This window comes from Actinokineospora sp. UTMC 2448 (assembly GCF_024760565.1).
In the GTDB taxonomy this organism is placed as follows: Bacteria; Actinomycetota; Actinomycetes; order Mycobacteriales; family Pseudonocardiaceae; genus Actinokineospora; species Actinokineospora fastidiosa.
The window spans coordinates 3,048,762-3,065,802 of the sequence record NZ_CP031087.1 but is presented as its reverse complement, the minus strand read 5'-3'; the positions used below and the strand labels follow the sequence as shown (position 1 = coordinate 3,065,802).

The window sequence follows — 17,041 nt, the reverse complement described above, 5'->3', positions numbered from 1 at the left end:
GCCAAATCTGGGAGCGCTCCCAGACATCGTCGGGGACGGTACACCGCGAGATGCCGACCTGTACACAGCGGTGACGGAGAGTGGTCGGCGCGGCCGGAGGGCATCGAACCCCCTGCTCCGGTCGATGACCGGCGTGTCCGCCGAGTTCACCACGGCCGCGAAAAGCGTCGCGGGCACCCCTGTCCGCGACGCCGCACCCCCGGCCGGATTCGAACCGACGACCCGCGGCTTCGTAGACCGCTGCTCTGTCCAGCTGAGCTACAGGGGTATGTGGTGGAGGGTGGAGTCGAACCACCTGTGCCCGCAGGGGCTCCCGGTTTACCGCCGGGTCGGGCTCCACAGCCCAGCTCCACCTGGAGAGTCCACAAAGGAAAGCCGCCCGGTCGGACTCCCGACGGGCGGCTCCCGGATCATGACCGACGGGTCATGGCGGGGAGCCGGAGGATCGGGGGCGCGACAGGCCGCCGACGCGATAACGCCGCTGCTGTCCCCGCTGCCCCATCGCTTCCTCCTTGGCCGGTAACGCAAATCCTGCCGATCACCCGGGTGATCGTCAATCGATTATCTCCACGTGGGCGCGGACGCGGGCGCCGGTCTCGTCGACCCACCCCTTGCCCGCCGCGTAGGCCACCATCTTGGCCAGACCGTCCGCCCAGTCCGGGCCGACCCGTCCGGCGGCGAGCCTGCGCACGGCGTCGATCGACACCATGAGGTGGCCGTCCCCGATTGGCTCGCCGAGCCCGGCCCGGCGCACGCTCTCGGCGAAGGCGGCGTCGCCGAGCCCGGGTGAGCGGACCGCGTGGAACGCCGTCAGGTTCTCCGGCTCGACGAGCTCGACGCTGTCCTCGGTGATGCGGAAGTACATGGCTCCAGTGTGGCGGGAACGCGCCGCCCGGGGATATCCGTTCGTGGCAGATCCGGTCAGCCGAGCTCGATATACATCACGTGCAGGCCGACGCGGCCGTGCTGGGGGTGGTCGAACGCGCCGGGGACGGTGCCGATGATGGTGAACCCCAGGTCGAGGTACAGGTTCACGGCCGCGGTGTTGGTCTCGACGACCGCGTTGAACTGCATGCCCGCGTAGCCGAGGGATCGGGCCCAGTCGAGCGCGTGCTCGCACAGCGCCCGGCCGACGCCGCGACCGCGGGCGTGCCCCGCGACCATGAAGCTGGCCGTGGCGACGTGCGCGCCTCGGCCGGGTCGGTTGGACTGCATGTGCCCGGTTCCCAGGATGCGGCCGTCCTCCTCGGCCACCGCCGTCACGCCGGGGGCGCGCACCACCCACACGTCCCTGGCCTGGTCCGACGTCCAGGCCGGATCGTAGGGGAAGGTGTCCTCGGCCCGGATGACCTCGCGGACGATCGGCCACACCCGCGGCCAGTCGGCGTCGGTGAACTCGCGCACGCGCATACGCGCCAACGTATCCCGCCGCTCCGGCCAGGACGAGCCGATATCCGGTGCGGCGAGGTCGCCGCACCGGATATCGCGAGGGCTAGCCCGCCGAGCAGGTGGGCGGGGAACCCGGCGGGCCGCCCGTGCCCTGGTAGCCGAACTCGGTCGACTGCCCCGGGGCGATGGCGCCGTTGTAGCCGACGTTGGTGAACCGCACCGTGCCGGTGTTCCCGCTGCGGTTGGCGTTCCAGGCGTTGGTGATGCTCGTGCCGGGCGGAAGCGCCATCTCCACCGTCCAGCCGTTCACGGCCGACGATCCCGCCGTCACCCGCACGGTGGCGACGAATCCGCCCGTCCACTGGTTCACCGACGCCGATGCCGTGCAGTCGTCACCGACCGGCGGCGGGGTGGTTGTCGTCGTTGTCGTGGTGGGCGGGGTGGTGGGGCCGTCGGAGAGGGTGGGGGTCTGCCAGTCCCTCCAGTCGGCCAGGTTGCCCGCCTTGCGGGGCGACACCCGGAAGACGCCGGGCGCGGTCCCAGTCCTCAGCAGGAACCGCTGGATGCTCTGCTGCAGCGGCGCCCGCCACTCCGAGCGCGCGGCGCAGTGGGTGCCGTCCTGGACGTCGGACCAGTAGGAGATGTTGGCCCCTTCGCCGAGCGCCTTGTAGATCTCCGCGCCCGCCAGCGCGGCGACGCTCCCCGAGCGCGCGGCCAGCCAGTCGACGTGCGGGTTCTCCATGATGAACAGCCCGCGCGGCGCGATCATGCCGACGACCTGGTGGGTGTCGATCGGCAGGCCCGCCGGGTTGCCGGTGTGGGAGCCGAACGCGTCGCCCAGCCAGGGCTGCTCGCCGTAGGCGCTGCTCAGCGGCTGGGCGCCGCTCTCGCCCGCGATGCCCCGGAAGATCGGCGCGCCCGCGCTGCCCGACTCGACCGGCATGGTGAGCGCGATGCGCTGGTCGAACGCGCCGATCGCGAACGCGCCCTTGCCGTAGCGGGAGCATCCGGTGACGCCCAGCGCGTCGGCCCTGAGGATCGTGCCGCCCGACTGCTCGACGACGTCGATGATCCGGCTGGCGCCCCACGCCCAGGCGGCGAGCAGGCCGGTGCTGCTCGACGACCCGTAGATGCTGTAGAACGCGCCCTGCTTGTTGGTGCGCGGCGTGCCCTCCCGCCCGACCGCCAGCGGGTCGTAGCTGATCACGGCGGCGCCCGCGGCCTTGATGGCGGCGGTGTCCGCGCCGAAGCCGCCGACGACGATCACGGCCGGAAAGGGGCCGGTGCCGCTGGGCAGGTCGACGCTCGCCGAGAATGCGGCGCTCCTGCCGTTGTGCGAGACGGTGACGGTGATTCCGGTTCGGGAGACCGTTCCGGTGACGCTGGACGGTTTGGCGGGCTTTTCCCCGTAGACGTGCCGCTCGGCCAACTCCCGGATCTCCGCGCGTCGGCACCGCCAATCGGACTTGGCGGAGACGCGCGTTCCGTCCACTTTCCGAAACGGGTCCGGCAGTTTCGCAGTGGCGGGCAGAGAGCCCGGCAGGGTCACCGGGCAGTCCGCGCCGTCGTCCTCGACCGGCGCCGCCAACGCGCCTGGTTCAGCGGTTCTGGCAACCACCGTCGCCGCTCCCGTGATCGCGAGGGCCGCCACCGCCAGCATGACGGCCGTCGAACGGATCCTTGAGCGGCCCGAGCCGACAATCACTGGGCCCTCCCTCCGGATGGGGTGATAAGCCGACGATAGCGATCAAAGATCACGGGTGTCGACAATCAAAAGTCTCGAAATCCCGAAACATTTCCCATCCGAATACTTTCGACCCGATCAGTCGAGGTACCCGCGCTCCACGATCTTGCTCGCCGCCGCCGCGTACCGCGCCGGGTCGCCGGGCGCGAGCGTGCCCAACCCGTCGACGTAGCGGTTGTACATGCAGAAGGCGGCCGCGATCAGCACGGTGTCGTGGATCTCCAGGTCGGTCGCGCCCTCGGCCCGCGCGGCGGCGACGAGGTCCGCGGTCACCTTGCGCCCGCTCTCCTGCACGGCCCCGGCGATCCGCAGCAGGGCGCGCAACTTCTCCGACACCGCCGCGTTGTCCAGGTCCACCCGAACCTGCTCGACCAGCGACATCCCCTCATCAAGCTGCGCGGCGGCGAACGCGGCGTGCGACGAACAGCAGAAGTCGCACTCGTTGAGCCCCGACACATACGCCGCGATCAGCTCCCGCTCCCCCGCGCTCAGCGGATGCGGCCCCTGCCGAAGCAGCACCTCGGCCAACTCGCTCAGCGGTTTCGCCGTCTCCGGCCGAAACCGCATCGGCCCGTTGATCCCCGGGAACTGGTTCTCGTCCACCCCAAGCTCGATGTGCGCCATCGGTCCCCTCGCTCCGTTCCTCCGCATCTCCCCCCAGCCTTGTGCGCACACCGGCGAACGACAACTCCCCGCATGCTCCGGCGCGACGCCGTCAGGCCACGCTCGCGCGGCCTGACTTGAGCCACCAGGTGTCGAAGGCGTCGTTGCGGCCGATGAGCAGGTCGTAGATGTGGACGATCTGGGTGATGATCCGCGGCAGGTGCGTCTCGACCACCGTGCACGGTCGGTAGAACAGGCGTAGCTCCTGCCGTAGGGGGTCGCCGTGGAGGGGGCGGATGACGACGCTGTCGGGGCGGTTGCGGCTGGGGGCCAGGACGGGCGCCACGGCGGCCGTCGACGTCAGGAGGTCGCGGACGGTGGAGACGCTGATCGTGCTGTACTGCTGGTCCAGGCGGACGCCCCAGGCCCGGCAGACCTGGCGGAGGTAGGTGGGCCACGGGGAGTGGCCCGGGGGTTCATCGATCCAGGGGAAGTCCGCCACCGTGTCCAGCGAGACGGTCTCCTCGTGCGCCAGCGGGTGGTCGTGGGCCATCGCCACGAAGACGGGTTCCTCGGGGAAGACGACCGCGCTGGGCACGGACAGCTGCGCCGTCGTCAGCGTGGACGTCGGCGGGAGGTAGACCAGCGCCAGGTCGAGCGTGCCCGCCACCACCATGTCGACGTTCGTGTGCGGGTCGATGTCCTCCTGCACGCTGACCGGGCCCGCCCACGGCTGCGTGCGCATCCACCGGCTCAGTTCGACCGGTAGCAGGCCGCACGTCCCGCCCACGCGCACGGTGTCCGGGCTGCCGCCTCGATCGATCCACGACCGCGCGCAGCGCTGGATCTCCTCGACCGCGCGCAGGGCGGCGACGGCCTCGCTGAGCACGTCGGCGCCCAGCGGGGTCACCTGGGCGCCGTGCACGCCGCGGATGAACAGTTCCGCGCCGATGGCGCGCTCGACGCGCTGGAGCATGGCGCTGAGGGCGGGCTGGCTCATGCCGAGCCTGCGGGCGGCCTTGCTGAGGCTGCCGGTGTCGTTGATGGCGGTGATCGCCCGGAGATGCCGGAGTTCCAGCTCCATGATCTGCGCCATTCCTGGGGTGAGCGGACGGGGAGAACCGCATCATCACCGCTGGGCGCGGCCGCGGCGAAGCCCGCGGGCCGAACTTGCCAGTTTTCGCCGGACGCCCGCGAAACCTTGCCCACCACCAGGGCCCCGCTCAGGATCGCTTGCCACGGGCCGGGTCGCCGCGCCGCCGGATGGGCGCGGGGATGCCTGCCTCCCTGCAGGAAAGGCGATCATCTTGCGTACGACACCCCATCGTCGACGGCGCCCGTGGCGCGCGTCGATCATCGCGGCCGCCCTGCTCGCCGCCGTCGCGACGGCGCCCCCGGCCGTCGCCCTGCCCGAAGCGGTCCCACCCGCGAGCACGACACTGTCGGCGACCGACTCCCGCGAGTTCGTGCACGTCAAGTTCGTCGACAGCACGCGCGTGCGGCTGCGCGGCGGGAAGCTCGACTCCCCCGCCGACCTCTCGGCGGTGCGCGCGCTGGTCCGGGACTCGGTCAGCGGCGTCACCCGGCTGTTCGGCACCGACGAGGCCACCCTGGCCAGGCTGACCGCGACCGCGGCGGCCCGGTCGGACCGGCGGGTCGCCGACCTCAACCAGTGGTACCGGTTCCGGGTGCGGCCCGGCGCTGACCCCGCCCAGGTGATCGACGCGCTCAACGCGCTGTCCATTGTGGAGATCGCGTACGCCGAGCCGCTGCCCGTCCGCCAGCCGATCGCGCCGGACTACAGCGGCAGGCAGGGCTACCACGCCCCCGCGTCCGCCAGCGGCATCGACGCCCACTACGCGCACACCGTCCCGGGTGGCCGCGGCCAGAACGTGCGCGTGCTGGACATCGAGTACTCGTGGAACTCCCGGCACGAGGACCTGTCCAAGCTCCGCGAGTCGGGCGCCTACGTCCCGAACGGCACCCCGGCCGACCCGTTCGGCGACACCAACCACGGCACCGCCGTGGCCGGGGAGATCGTGGGCGACGACAACGGCGGCGGCGTCACCGGCCTGGTGCCGGACGCCCGGATGCACGTGACCAACGCCAACAACCGCGAGCGCGGCTACGACGTGCCCACCGCGATCACCACCGCGATGACCGTCCTGCGCCCCGGCGACGTGATGCTCCTCGAACAGCAGGCGGCGGGACCGCCCGGCTGCTCCGGCTACGTCCCGGTCGAGTGGATCCCGGCCGTGTACGACGCGGTCGTCAGCGCCACGGCAGCGGGGATCGTCGTGGTCGAGGCCGCGGGCAACGGCTCGATGAACCTCGACGCCGCCTGCTTCGGCTCGTCGTTCCCGCGCGGGCGGGCCGACTCCGGGGCGATCATCGTCGGCGCGGGCGGCGCGCCCGGGTGCAGCACGGCCCGCGCGCGGCTGTCGTTCTCCACCTACGGCAGCCGTGTCGACCTGCAGGGCTGGGGCGAGTGCGTGGTGACCACCGGCTACGGCGACCTCTACCGGCCCAGCACGGACAGCATGTACACCAAGCAGTTCGCGGGCACGTCGAGCGCGTCGCCGATCGTGGCGTCCGCCGCCGCGGCGCTGTCCAGCGTGGCCAAGCAGCGCGGTGTCACGCTGACCCCGGCGCAGGTCAGGAGCATGCTGAAGGCCACAGGCACGCCGCAGGTGAACCCGTCCTCGGGCACCATCGGCTCGCTGCCGAACCTGCGCGCCGCCATCGCCGCGCTCTCCGATCCGGGCGATCCGGACTTCTCGCTCGCGGTGTCCCCGGCGTCGGGCACCGTCGACGCGGGCGGGTCGGCGACGGCGACGGTCTCGACCACCGGCGCAGGCCAGCAGATCGCCCTGTCGGCGACCGGTCTGCCCAGCGGGGCGACCGCGACGGTCACGCCGTCGTCGGTGACCGCGGGCGGGTCCGCCACGCTGACCGTCAGCACCGCCGCCACGACGCCAGCGGGCACGTACACGATCACCGTCACCGGCCAAGGCTCCAGCGCCACGCGCACCGCTGCGTATCAGCTGACCGTCCGGGGCGAGACGGGCGGGTGCGCCGGGTACGAGACGAGGCGTACCGGGACGCTCGCCTCGGGCGCCAGCGCCTACCAGCCCGACGGCGGCTACTTCCAGAGCGCCGCGGGCGCGCACCGTGCCTGCCTGGACGGCCCGACGGGCGATTTCGACCTGTATCTGCAGCTCTGGAACGGAAGCACGTGGACAACCGTCGCCCAGGGAACGACCGACCAGGCTGACGAAACGCTCACCTACACCGGTTCAGCCGGGTACTACCGGTACCGGGTGCACGCCTACGCAGGCTCGGGCTCCTACACGCTCGGCTACGACGCGCCGTGACGCGTCGGCCCGGGCCTGCCCGCGCGGCGGGCCCGGGCCTCCGCTTCCCGCACCTGGTCACGGCAGCGCCCACGGGGCTACTGTGGTCCGTCGCCGACGACGGCTTCGGGAGGTGCCATGGACGCCAAACAGGCGCAGTGGCGGCAGATCGGCCTGGCGCTGCGCCACTGGCGCAGGCGCGCCGGGCTGACCCAGGCCCAGCTGGGCGACCGGCTCGGGTACCACCACAGCCAGATCAGCAAGCTGGAGAACGGGTCGCGCGAGCCGCTGGTCGACGTCCTCCGGCGGGCCGACCGCGTGTTGGGCACCGGCGGCGAGCTGGCCAGGATGACGACGTCCCTCCGCTTGGGACAGTGGGTCGGCGGCGCGGGCGTGCTCGCCGCCAACGAGAACGCGCCCGCGTCGTCGGTCGGCGCGGTGTCGCCCGCCGACTGGCCCGCCAAGCTGCCCCACCGCGGCTACGCCTGCCCGGTGCACGGGTACTCCGGGTGCGCGCTGCCCGCCCCCGCCGACGCCGCCGACCTCCAGCGCGTGGTGTTCGGCGCCGACCGAGACCTTCCCGACGTCGACGCGATCCACCTGCTCGCCGCCTGGTACGTGGCGCTGACCGGGCAGTGCGAGTCGGGCTCGCCGTCCGCCCAGCGCGGGGTCGCCGAGCACGTGGCCAGGCGGGCCGCTGGCTGGGCGGCGCGGGCCGACGAGCGGACCGCGCAGGTCCTGCTGCGCACCGCGGCCGAGTACGCCCACCTCGCGGGCAGGCTGCGGATCCTGGCCGGGCAGACCGGGACCGGCATGGCGTGGCTCGACCAGGCGCTGCGCTGGGCGGAGGTGTCCGGGAGCCGGACCGTCAAGGTCTCGGTGCTGTGCGACATGGGCCTGGTGGCGCGCCTGGAGCACGACGTCGACGCCGCGTCGGCGTACGCCGACGCGCTGTTCGGCGTCTCCGGCGGCGGCCGCTGGCCGTCGGTCATGGCCGAGGTGAACCGCGCCCTGGGCCACGGGCAGCGCGGCGACCTCGCCCAGTGCCGTCACCACATCGAACGGGCACGCGCCACGATCGCCCGCTTCGACCTCCGCGACCGCGTGGAGGCGCCCTGGCTGACCGGCGACGAGGGCCGCATGCGCATCGAGTCCGCGCTGTCCAGCGCCCTGCGCACCGTCGCGGCCATCACCGGCGACACGTCCACGGCGCGGCAGGCGATCGCGTCCACACAGGACGCGATCGAGCACCTGCCCACGCGGATGCGCCCCACGTACCTGCAGTTCACCGTCCGCCTCGCCGACAGCTACGCCTGCGCGGGCCAGCTCGACGCCGCGCTGGCCACCGTCGACCCGATCATCCCCGAGATCCCCTCGGCCCCGCTGATCACCGTGCGCCGCGAGTTCCAGGACTTCCACGCCCGGCTCACCCGCCGCTGGGGCGGGCACCGGCGGGTCCGCGACCTCGACGAGCGGCTGCGGACCTGACCGCTCAGCCCGCCTCGCCCGCGACCATGGCGCGCAGCCGGTCGAACACCCCCGGCCTGCTGCCGATCCCCTCGTGGCCGAACTCGTTGGTGACCCAGGGGCGCAGCTCGCGGACCAGCGCGGCGGTGGCCAGCGACTGCCCGCGGTCGACGTACAGGTCGTCGAAGTACACCACGGCCGCGACGGGCACCGTGTTGGCGGAAAGCCTGCCCAGGTCGTACAGCGGCGGCCACGGGGTGGCGGCCAGGAGGTGCGCGCAGTCGCGCAGCGGCGCCAGGCTCGGGTCCTGCTCGAACAGCCACGGGTAGAACATCTCCGCGGTGAACAGCACGTCCGCGCCGAACTCGGGGAACTCCTGCCCCACCCGGTGCGCCGACCACCCGGACGCGCCGTCCTGGCAGTAGATCGACTCGTGCAGCAGCGCGTACAGCGGGCGTTCGGCCATGGACAGCGCGCCGTCGACGCCGCGCAGGAACGCGTCGGACAGGGCAGGGCCCGCGCCCGCGGGGATGAACGCCTGGGACAGCAGGTGGTGCACCAGGTCGAAGCTGCCCGCCATGCCCAGGCACAGGCCGAGCATGCGGAACCGCTCCGGGGTCAGCCGCTCCCCCGTCGGCATGCGGGTGTCGGTGTCGGCGAGGTGCTTGGCGACCGCCCTGGCGATGTCGCGGTCGCCGGGGTACCGGGCGAAGAACCGCTCGTTGTGCGCCAGCGCGCGCGGATACGCCGCGCGGTACACCTCGTCCGGGCCGGTGGTCAGGCCGGGCAGGCCGCCCGCGATCATCACCTCGGCCAGGCCGTCCGGGGCCAGCGACAGGTAGGTCAGCGCGCAGAAGCCGCCGAAGCTCTGCCCGAGCAGGCTCCACGGGCGGTCGCCGATCAGCTGGCGCCGCACGAGCTCGGCGTCGCGGACGATGGAGTCGGCGCGGAAGTGGCGCAGGTAGGCGGCCTGTTCCTTGCTGGTGAACCGCTCAAGGGACTGCCTCGTCGCGGGGGTGCTGCGGCCGGTGCCCCGCTGGTCGAGCAGGACCACCCGGTAGTCGCGCAGCGCCCTGCCGAGCCACGCCGCCCCGGACGACGGCCGGTCGGCGGCGTGGCCGGGCCCGCCCTGCAGGTACAGCAGGGTCGGCAGGTCCCTGCCGACGTTGCCGCTGCGCACGACCTCGGTGGCGAACACCTCGATGGCCGGACCGGCCGGGTCGGCGTGGTCCAGCGGCGCCGTGAAGGTGTGCTCGACGCACACCTGGTCGGGGCGGCGGTAGGTCAAGGGCATGGCTGGGAACCCCCGGTCGACGTTGGCGGTGGTCCGACTATTGCCCCCGCGCGGCCGGTCCCGGCATCACACCTTCCATAGCTCCCCGATTATCGAAGTACGCCTACCTGCGAAGACGCGGAACCGCGCGCGGCCGGGGGGCTGGTGTTCGCCGCGGCCGCGGCCACAGGATGGCGCGACTCCCACCGCATCCCTGGAGGCGCCCCGATGTCCGGTCCTGGCTCGCGCCCGCTCGACGCCACCGCCGCGGTGGCCGCGAGCGCGCCGAACCGCTCGCCGTCGCGGATCGCGCTCGCGCGGCTGCGGCGGGACCGGGTGGCGATGACGTGCCTGGCCGTGTTCGGGTTCTTCGTCGCGGTCGCCGTCTTCGCGCCGCTGCTCGCGCGGCTGGCCGGGCAGGACCCGTACACGCTCCACTTCGAACTCCTCGACGACTACGGGTTCCCGTTCGACGGCCCCACGGCGGAGCACTGGTTCGGCGTCGAGCCGCGGCTGGGGCGCGACCTGTTCGCGCGCTGGGTGTACGGGGCGCGTCCGTCGCTGCTCGTCGCCGGGATCGTGACGGTGCTGACCACCGTGATCGGGGTGGTCGTCGGCCTGGTCGCCGGGTTCTTCGGCGGGTGGGTGGACCGGGTGCTCTCCTGGGTGATCGACTTCGTGCTCAGCCTGCCGTACCTGCTCGTCGCCATCGCGCTGCCCGCCGTGGTGATCTCGGTGGTCTACGGCTCGGCCGAGAACACCAATCCCGACCAGGTCAGCGGGGTCCGGTTCTGGTCGCTGATCGCGGTGCTGACGGTGTTCGGGTGGGCGAGCCTGGCCCGGCTCATCCGCGGGCAGGTGCTGTCGCTGCGCGAGCGGGACTTCATCAGCGCCGCCCGCGTCCTCGGCCTGCCCCGGCGGGCGATCCTGTTCCGCGAGCTGCTGCCCAACCTGGTCGCGCCGATCACCGTGGCCGCGTCGCAGGCCCTGCCCGGCTACATCGTCGTCGAGGCGGGCCTGACCTTCCTCGGGGTCGGCCTGACCGAGCCGACGCCGTCGTGGGGCGGGACCATCGCCGCCGCCCAGACCTACTACCGCGCCGAACCGCTGTACCTGTGGCTGCCCGTGCTGGGCATCACGGTGCTGGTGCTGGCCCTGAGCCTGCTCGGCGACGCCGTGCGGGACGCGTTCGACCCCAAGACCCGCCCCCGATGATCTGGAGCAGCACCGTGAAGAGAATGCGCACCCTCGCCGCCGCGTTGGCCGTGTGCCTGGCCGCCGCGGGCTGCGGCGGAAGCGGGCGGCAGAGCCAGGACCCGGGCCCGGCGGGCGGGATCGCCCAGGACCGCACGGCGATCGACCCGGCGGCCACCGGCCCCGCGCCGGAGGTCCCGGGCGCGCGCCGGGGCGGCGTCATCACCGTCTACGCGCGGACGACGCCCAACACGTTCGACCCGACGAACATCTACTACGCCGACGCCAACGCCATGGCCAAGCTGATCTTCCGCACCCCGACGCAGGTCATGATGCGCGACGGGAACCCGGTGCTGGTGCCCGACCTCACCGACCTGGGCACGGTGTCGGACGACAAGCTGACGTGGACGTTCAGGATGCGGCCCGGGATCAAGTACGCCGACGGGAGCGAGGTAAAGGTCGAAGACCTCGCCTACGCGATCAAGCGGTCCTTCGCCCACGACGTGTTCCCGTATGGACCGTCGTACCAGCTGTCCTACTTCCGCGACGGTGACACCTACAAGGGGCCCTACGCCTCCGGGGACGACTACTCCGGGGTGGAGACGCCGGACGCGCACACCCTGGTCATCCACCTGGCCAAGCCGTTCGCGGACCTGCCGTTCTTCATGGCCTTCCCGTTGTTCACGCCGATCCCGAAGGCGAAGGACACCAAGGAGACCTACGGCAACGACCCGATGGCGACCGGGCCGTACCAGTTCGACGCGTACACCCCGGGCAGCAGGCTGACGCTCACGCGCAACCCGCACTGGGACCCGGCCACCGACCCGGCCCGCCACCAGTACGTCGACGGCTGGGACTTCCGCTGGGGCCAGGACGACGTGAAGACCCAGCAGCAGGTGCTCAACTCCACCGGCCCCGACGCCGCGGCGCTCAACTACGCCCAGGTCGACGCCTCCCTGCTCCCCCAGCTCGCCGGGGACAAGGCGGCGCAGCTGGTCACCGGGGCCAGCCCGTGCACGCGCACGTTCCAGCTGGACTCCCGCAAGATCCCGCTCGAGGTGCGCAAGGCCGTCGCCAAGGCGTGGCCCGCCGACCAGATGTGGCGCGCGGAAGGCCTCAACGGGCACATCGCCCAGAAGGCCACCACGATCCTGTCCCCGAGCGTGCCCGGGTACACCCAGTACCCGCCGGTCCCCGACCTCACCAGCGAAGGCCCCGGCGACCCCGCGGCGGCCAGGAAGATGCTGGAGGACGCGGGCAGACTCGGCTTCGAGCTGAGCTGGTACTACGACAACACCTCCGCCCAGGCCCAACAGACCTCCCAGATCCGCGCCGACGCCTTCACCGCCGCGGGCTTCACCGTCAAGCCGATCGGCATCACCACCGCCGAGGTCCGCGCGAAGACGTCGGACTACGACGCCCCGGTGAACATGGGCCAGAGCCCCCAGGGCTGGTGCTCCGACTGGCCGACCGGCGGCGGCTGGTTCCCGGTCCTGTTCACCTCCGAGGCCCTGGCGAACCGGCAGAGCCTGGGCATGCTCACCGACCCCGCCATCGACGCCGAGATCGAGTCCATCGCCGCCCTCCCCGCCGCCGAGGCGACCGCCAAGTGGGGCGAGCTGGACCGCAAGCTGATGGAGATGTACCTGGTGATCCCCCGCTTCTACATGAAGACGGCCTTCATCGTGGGCACCGCCGTCGGCGGCGCGGCCGCCGACAGCTCCCTCGGCCAGCCCACCTACACCAACCTCTACGTCAAGAGCGCGTAGTGGGAGCGATGGACCCAGGCTGGCCGATCACGGGCCACGGTCGGGGTACCGGCGGCGAGGGACTCGGGCCGGGACAGCACGACCCGCACGCGGATGACCCGACCGACCGGCGCCGACTGAGCGCGACCCCGTGTGGTGGCCCTGGCCAGCGTCATGCGGGTCGACTGGCGATGAGCAGAGGCTCCCGACCAGTCCACATCCCGACGGAGTGCACCCGTTCGACCAAGCCGACCCCGCGGTGAACGCGCCCCCTGGTGGTGTCCACCGCGGTGACCGGGCCCGGCGCAGACCGGTCCGGCGGTCTCCCCTGCCGCCGGACCGGCTCGTGGAAGGAATCGCATGCTGCTCTACGTGCTGCGGCGGCTGGCGTCGGCCGTCTCGGTGGTCGTGGCGACGATGTTCGCCGGGTTCGGGCTGTTCTTCCTCGCGCCCACCGACGCCGCTGGCGCCATCTGCGGCAACAACTGTTCCGCGGAGCGGATAGCGCATATCCGGGCCAGTCTGGGGCTCGATGAGCCGTTTCTCAGCCAGTTCGGGGCCTATCTGACCGGTGTGCTGGTGGGACGCACGTATGAGGCGGGCGGGGTCGTCGTCGACTGTTCGGCCCCTTGCCTCGGTTTCTCCTACCAGCTCAACCAGCCGGTGACCGCGCTCATCGCCGACGCGCTCCCCGTTACCGTGTCCATTGTGGCCGGTGCGGCGACGGTGTCACTCACGGTCGGGGTGCTCACCGGGGCGTTCGCGGCGCGCAGGCGGGGGCGGGTCGCCGACCGCGCTGCCGTGGCCGCGGCGTTGGGGTTGGGCTCGGTGCCGTTCTTCGTCGTCGCGCTCATCTCCGCGCTCTACCTCGCAGGCACCGTCCTGCCCCAGGCCGAGCACATCCCGATCTCCGAGGACCCGCTCGGGTGGGCGGCCGGGTTGCTGGCGCCCTGGTTGACCCTAGGCGTGGTCAGCGCGGCCGCCTACACCCGGCACGCGAGGGCGGCGATGATCGAGTCCCTCGGCGAGGACTACATCCGCACCGCGCGCGCCAAGGGGCTCACCGAGCGGCGGGTCGTCTACCGGCACGGGCTGCGGGCGGCGATCACCCCGGTGGCCACGCTGTTCGGCATGGACGTGGCCTTCCAGCTGACCGGCGCGCTGTTCACCGAGGCGATCTTCGGGCTGCCCGGCCTCGGCGTGCTCACCCTGCGCGCGTTCGCGGTCTTCGACCTGCCCGTGCTGATGGGCGCCGTGCTGGTCGGCGCGACCATCCTCGTCGTGATGAACCTGGTCGTCGACATCGCCTACACCGTGCTCGACCCGAGGGTGCGCCTGACATGACCACGACCCCCTACCTCGCCGTCCGCGACCTCACCGTCGCCTTCGGGGACGTGCGCGCGGTGTCCGACCTGAGCTACGCCGTGCCGCTCGGCCGCACGCTCGCCATCGTCGGCGAGTCCGGCTCGGGGAAGTCCGCCGCGGCGCTGGCCGTCATGGGCCTGCACGACCCCGCCACCACCCGGATCACCGGGTCCGTCACCGTCGGCGGCGCCGAGGTCGTCGGCATGGCGCCCGCCGAACTGCGCGCGCTGCGCGGCAGCCGGGCGGCGATGGTGTTCCAGGACCCGCAGTCCGCCCTGCACCCGTACTTCACCGTCGGCGCGCAGATCGCCGAGGCCTACCGGGCGCACAACGCCGTCTCCCGCAGGGCGGCCCGCGCGCACGCCGCCGACGTGCTCGGCCGGGTCGGCATCCCCGCGGCGCGACGACGCCTAGACGACTACCCGCACCAGTTCTCCGGCGGGATGCGCCAACGCGTCATGATCGCGATGGCCCTGGTCAACGACCCCAAGCTGCTCATCGCCGACGAGCCGACCACCGCGCTGGACGTGACCGTGCAGGCGCAGATCCTCGACCTCATCGCCGACCTGCGTCGCGAGTTCGGCTCCGCGGTCGTGGTCATCACCCACGACCTCGGCGTGGTCGCCGAGATCGCCGACGACGTGCTGGTGATGTACGCGGGCCGGTGCGTTGAGCGGGGACCGACCAGGACGGTCCTCGGCGCCCCCGCCCACCCCTACACCTGGGGCCTGCTGGAGAGCATCCCGGTCGTCGCCGAGAAGCCCGCCCGCCTGCGCCCGATCCCCGGCAGCCCGCCCAACCCGCGCACCCCGCCGACCGGATGCGCCTTCCACCCCCGCTGCCGCTACCCCGAGCGGGTGGGCGACACCGCGTGCCGCGACCGCATGCCCGAGTTGACCGGCGACGGGGACCGGCTGTCGCGGTGCCACCTCCCCCGGCCGGACCAGGTGTTCCGCGCCGAGGTCCTGCCCCTGCTCGGCACGGGAGACCAGCATGTCCGATGAACTCCTCCGGGTGGAGGACGTCGTCAAGCACTTCGGTCCCCGGCGAGAGCGGGTGCGCGCGGTGGACGGGGTGAGCCTGGAGCTGGCCGAGGGCCAGACGCTGGGCCTGGTCGGCGAGTCCGGCTGCGGCAAGTCCACTCTGGGCAGACTCGTCACCCGGCTGCTCGCGCCCACCAGCGGCCGGATCCACTACCGCGGCACCGATATCGCCCGGCTGGCCGAACGGCGGCTGCGGCCCTTCCGCGGCGACATCCAGATGGTCTTCCAGGACCCGTACCTCTCGCTCAACCCCCGCCACACCGTGGGCGCCATCATCGGCGCGGCCGTCGCGCGCTCGGGCGAGCGGGAGACCCGCACGCGGGTCGGGGAGCTGCTGGAGGTCGTCGGCCTCGACGCCGACCACGTCGACCGCTACCCGCACGAGTTCTCCGGCGGGCAGCGCCAGCGCGTCGGCATCGCCCGCGCCCTGGCGACCCGGCCCCGGCTGATCGTGGCCGACGAGCCGGTCAGCGCGCTCGACGTGTCGATCCAGGCGCAGATCATGAACCTGCTGCAGGACCTGCGCCGCGAGTTCGGCATCGCGGTCCTGTTCGTCGCCCACGACCTCGGCGTGGTGCGGTACTTCTGCGACCGCGTGACGGTCATGTACCTCGGCAAGGTGGTCGAGACCGGCACGGCCCAGGAGATCTACACCCGGCCGCGCCACCCCTACACCCAGGCGCTGCTGTCCGCCGCGCCCGACCTGTCCGTGGTCCGCACGGGCACCCCCCGGCCCCGCATCCGGCTCACGGGGGACGTGCCCAGCCCGGTCGACCCGCCCAGCGGGTGCCGTTTCCGCACCCGCTGCTGGAAGGCCGACGACCTGTGCGCTGCCGAGGAACCCGCGCTGAGCGGGACCGACGAGCACGTGGCCGCCTGCCACCACGCCTAGCGTGACGACTGGCTCAACCACGACTGGTAGTGCGGACGACGACCCGCATAAGCGTGGTAGGCCTCCCGCGCCAGCCGCAGCAGGTCGTCGAAGCTGTCCGCCAGCAGGCTTTCCCCCCGGCACACCAGCAGGTGTCGCATGTGGAGCGGGTTCCCGGCCAGCGGCTTGACGACCACGCCGTCGCCGGTCGGGAACACCGCCTGGCACGGGCTCACCGCCCGCCGGGTGGCCACGATGTCGCGCTGCGGCACGGCGTCGGAGACCGAGTACAGCACGCGGGGTGTGAACCCGGCCTGGTGGCAGGCGACGTAGAAGCAGTCGGGCCAGCCCGCGCCGTCCTGCGGCGTCAGCGCCCACCGCTCGCCCGCCAGCTCAGCGAGCGCCACCTCGTCGCGCCCGGCCAGCGGGTGCCGGTCCGACATGGCGACGAACACCGGCTCCACGGCGATCACGTCGGAGACCACCGTGGACGGGGTGTTCAACGGGAACCCGGGGTAGTCCACCACGGCCGCGGCGTCGATGCGGTCGGCGAGCAGCAGGTCCCACAGCGCGCGTGGCGAGTACTCCGCGCGCAGCCGCACCTCGACGCCGGGGAGCAGGTCGCTGACCCGGTCGGCCAGCCCTACCGACACCGCGCAGGCCACCCCGCCCAGCGTCACCAGCGGGCGTTCGGCGCAGACGTGCCGCCCGGTGCTGCGGCGCAGTTCCTCCATGCCCAGCAGCACGCCGCGCGCCCGGGTCAGCAGGAACTCCCCGAGCGGCGTCGGGGTGACGCCGTCGCGGTCCCGCTCGAACAGCCTGCCGCCCAGTTCGCGCTCCACCCGCTGCAGCCGCGCGGTCAGCACCTGCTGCGACACCCCCAGGACGGTCGCTGCCCTGGTCACGCTGCCCGCGTCCGCGATGGCGCACACCGAGCGGAGGTGCCGCAGCTCAAGCCCCATCCGCCAGAGGCTAGACCTCCGCGCGCCCC

At 72.7% G+C, this 17,041-nt stretch carries 14 protein-coding genes and 2 tRNA genes; 7 read left to right on the top strand and 9 right to left on the bottom strand.

Features of this window, described 5'->3' with window-relative positions:
- Window positions 1-88: 88 nt before the first annotated feature.
- From Actkin_RS14290 to Actkin_RS14260, 7 genes are all read right to left on the bottom strand, one after another.
- Window positions 89-159 (bottom strand) — tRNA-Asp (locus tag Actkin_RS14290).
- A 35-nt stretch (window positions 160-194) separates the two neighbouring features.
- Window positions 195-268: transfer RNA gene (locus Actkin_RS14285), tRNA-Arg, on the bottom strand.
- A gap of 285 nt (window positions 269-553) precedes the next feature.
- On the bottom strand, window positions 554-865 hold the full coding sequence (locus Actkin_RS14280; protein WP_258907556.1) for a hypothetical protein: 312 nt from the start codon (window positions 863-865) through the stop codon (window positions 554-556).
- Between the two features lie 56 nt (window positions 866-921).
- Window positions 922-1,410 carry a GNAT family N-acetyltransferase gene (locus Actkin_RS14275; RefSeq protein ID WP_258907555.1) on the bottom strand — a complete coding sequence of 163 codons (489 nt, stop codon included), beginning with the start codon at window positions 1,408-1,410 and terminating at the stop codon, window positions 922-924.
- A gap of 82 nt (window positions 1,411-1,492) precedes the next feature.
- Window positions 1,493-2,881 carry a glucuronyl esterase domain-containing protein gene (locus Actkin_RS14270; RefSeq protein WP_309569133.1) on the bottom strand — a complete coding sequence of 463 codons (1,389 nt, stop codon included), beginning with the start codon at window positions 2,879-2,881 and terminating at the stop codon, window positions 1,493-1,495.
- 330 nt (window positions 2,882-3,211) lie between these two features.
- Window positions 3,212-3,757, bottom strand: coding sequence for a carboxymuconolactone decarboxylase family protein (locus Actkin_RS14265; protein WP_189213921.1), 546 nt, complete (start codon window positions 3,755-3,757; stop codon window positions 3,212-3,214).
- 91 nt (window positions 3,758-3,848) lie between these two features.
- Window positions 3,849-4,820 (bottom strand): LysR family transcriptional regulator, encoded by a 972-nt coding sequence (locus tag Actkin_RS14260; RefSeq protein ID WP_258907554.1) that lies wholly within the window; start codon window positions 4,818-4,820, stop codon window positions 3,849-3,851.
- 223 nt (window positions 4,821-5,043) lie between these two features.
- Here Actkin_RS14260 and Actkin_RS14255 point away from each other — a divergent pair, with 223 nt between their 5' ends.
- Window positions 5,044-7,110 carry a S8 family serine peptidase gene (locus Actkin_RS14255; protein ID WP_258907553.1) on the top strand — a complete coding sequence of 689 codons (2,067 nt, stop codon included), beginning with the start codon at window positions 5,044-5,046 and terminating at the stop codon, window positions 7,108-7,110.
- A gap of 117 nt (window positions 7,111-7,227) precedes the next feature.
- Window positions 7,228-8,577, top strand: coding sequence for a type II toxin-antitoxin system RelB family anti-toxin (locus Actkin_RS14250; protein ID WP_258907552.1), 1,350 nt, complete (start codon window positions 7,228-7,230; stop codon window positions 8,575-8,577).
- 4 nt (window positions 8,578-8,581) lie between these two features.
- Here Actkin_RS14250 and Actkin_RS14245 read toward each other — a convergent pair whose 3' ends face one another.
- Window positions 8,582-9,850 (bottom strand): alpha/beta fold hydrolase, encoded by a 1,269-nt coding sequence (locus tag Actkin_RS14245; RefSeq protein WP_258907551.1) that lies wholly within the window; start codon window positions 9,848-9,850, stop codon window positions 8,582-8,584.
- A gap of 207 nt (window positions 9,851-10,057) precedes the next feature.
- On the opposite strand from Actkin_RS14245, the gene Actkin_RS14240 reads away from it, so the two are divergent.
- The 5 genes from Actkin_RS14240 to Actkin_RS14220 all read left to right on the top strand — a co-directional run bounded on the left by Actkin_RS14240 (window position 10,058) and on the right by Actkin_RS14220 (window position 16,071).
- A complete protein-coding gene (locus Actkin_RS14240; protein ID WP_258907550.1) occupies window positions 10,058-11,044 on the top strand; it encodes an ABC transporter permease in 987 nt (328 codons plus the stop codon).
- Window positions 11,045-11,067: 23 nt separating this feature from the next.
- Window positions 11,068-12,792 (top strand): ABC transporter substrate-binding protein, encoded by a 1,725-nt coding sequence (locus tag Actkin_RS14235; RefSeq protein ID WP_258907549.1) that lies wholly within the window; start codon window positions 11,068-11,070, stop codon window positions 12,790-12,792.
- Window positions 12,793-13,131: 339 nt separating this feature from the next.
- Window positions 13,132-14,115 carry an ABC transporter permease gene (locus Actkin_RS14230; protein WP_258907548.1) on the top strand — a complete coding sequence of 328 codons (984 nt, stop codon included), beginning with the start codon at window positions 13,132-13,134 and terminating at the stop codon, window positions 14,113-14,115.
- Complete coding sequence (locus Actkin_RS14225; RefSeq protein WP_189213913.1) at window positions 14,112-15,140, top strand: ABC transporter ATP-binding protein; 1,029 nt, start codon at window positions 14,112-14,114, stop codon at window positions 15,138-15,140. Before Actkin_RS14230 ends, Actkin_RS14225 begins: the two co-directional genes overlap by 4 nt.
- On the top strand, window positions 15,130-16,071 hold the full coding sequence (locus Actkin_RS14220) for an ABC transporter ATP-binding protein (RefSeq protein WP_258907546.1): 942 nt from the start codon (window positions 15,130-15,132) through the stop codon (window positions 16,069-16,071). Before Actkin_RS14225 ends, Actkin_RS14220 begins: the two co-directional genes overlap by 11 nt.
- Here the strand turns inward: Actkin_RS14220 and Actkin_RS14215 are convergent.
- Window positions 16,068-17,012: a LysR family transcriptional regulator gene (locus tag Actkin_RS14215; protein ID WP_258907545.1), complete on the bottom strand. Its 945-nt coding sequence runs from the start codon at window positions 17,010-17,012 to the stop codon at window positions 16,068-16,070. The genes Actkin_RS14220 and Actkin_RS14215 overlap by 4 nt on opposite strands.
- Between the last annotated feature and the right edge of the window lie 29 nt (window positions 17,013-17,041).

Bases quoted from the DNA above. Each gene is read 5' to 3' on its own strand.
- Actkin_RS14280 (WP_258907556.1), bottom strand. From the start codon at position 865: ATGTACTTCCGCATCACCGAGGACAGCGTCGAGCTCGTCGAGCCGGAG.
- Actkin_RS14275 (WP_258907555.1), bottom strand. From the start codon at position 1,410: ATGCGCGTGCGCGAGTTCACCGACGCCGACTGGCCGCGGGTGTGGCCG.
- Actkin_RS14265 (WP_189213921.1), bottom strand. From the start codon at position 3,757: ATGGCGCACATCGAGCTTGGGGTGGACGAGAACCAGTTCCCGGGGATC.
- Actkin_RS14260 (WP_258907554.1), bottom strand. From the start codon at position 4,820: ATGGAGCTGGAACTCCGGCATCTCCGGGCGATCACCGCCATCAACGAC.
- Actkin_RS14250 (WP_258907552.1), top strand. From the start codon at position 7,228: ATGGACGCCAAACAGGCGCAGTGGCGGCAGATCGGCCTGGCGCTGCGC.
- Actkin_RS14245 (WP_258907551.1), bottom strand. From the start codon at position 9,850: ATGCCCTTGACCTACCGCCGCCCCGACCAGGTGTGCGTCGAGCACACC.
- Actkin_RS14240 (WP_258907550.1), top strand. From the start codon at position 10,058: ATGTCCGGTCCTGGCTCGCGCCCGCTCGACGCCACCGCCGCGGTGGCC.
- Actkin_RS14235 (WP_258907549.1), top strand. From the start codon at position 11,068: ATGCGCACCCTCGCCGCCGCGTTGGCCGTGTGCCTGGCCGCCGCGGGC.
- Actkin_RS14230 (WP_258907548.1), top strand. From the start codon at position 13,132: ATGCTGCTCTACGTGCTGCGGCGGCTGGCGTCGGCCGTCTCGGTGGTC.
- Actkin_RS14225 (WP_189213913.1), top strand. From the start codon at position 14,112: ATGACCACGACCCCCTACCTCGCCGTCCGCGACCTCACCGTCGCCTTC.
- Actkin_RS14220 (WP_258907546.1), top strand. From the start codon at position 15,130: ATGTCCGATGAACTCCTCCGGGTGGAGGACGTCGTCAAGCACTTCGGT.
- Actkin_RS14215 (WP_258907545.1), bottom strand. From the start codon at position 17,012: ATGGGGCTTGAGCTGCGGCACCTCCGCTCGGTGTGCGCCATCGCGGAC.